The organism is Hahella sp. CCB-MM4 (assembly GCF_002260525.1).
GTDB lineage: Bacteria > Pseudomonadota > Gammaproteobacteria > Pseudomonadales > Oleiphilaceae > Hahella.
This window is the reverse complement of record NZ_MRYI01000157.1, coordinates 1-395: the sequence shown is the minus strand read 5'-3', so window position 1 is coordinate 395 and position 395 is coordinate 1. Positions and strand designations below refer to the sequence as shown.

Annotated in this window: 1 protein-coding gene; it reads left to right on the top strand. The window is 70.6% G+C overall.

Translation table 11 applies throughout. The annotated features are described in order from the left end of the window. Positions 1-384 (top strand): AAA family ATPase (locus BTA51_RS29830; RefSeq protein WP_141215750.1); only part of this gene is annotated, 384 nt, incomplete at its 5' end. Positions 385-395: the final 11 nt, after the last annotated feature.

The window sequence follows — 395 nt, the reverse complement described above, 5'->3', positions numbered from 1 at the left end:
CAGCACAAGCTGGTCGTCGACTACTCGACCGGTATGCGGAAGAAGATCGGGCTCGCGGCAGCCCTGCTCCACAATCCCGAAGTGCTCTTCCTGGACGAGCCGTTCGAGGGCGTCGACCCGGTGTCGGCGCAGACCATCCGGGGCGTGCTGGAGCGCTACACCCGGTCCGGCGCGACCGTGGTCTTCTCCAGCCATGTGATGGAGCTGGTGGAGTCGCTGTGCGACTGGGTCGCCGTGATGGCGGCGGGCCGGATCACGGCGCGGGGCACGCTGGCGCAGGTGCGCGGCGACGCGCCCTCCCTCCAGAGCGCCTTTCTCGAACTGGTCGGCGCGGGCGGCCGGGACGACGGGGACTCCCTCGACTGGCTGGGCGGCTCCCGATGAGCGTGCTGGAC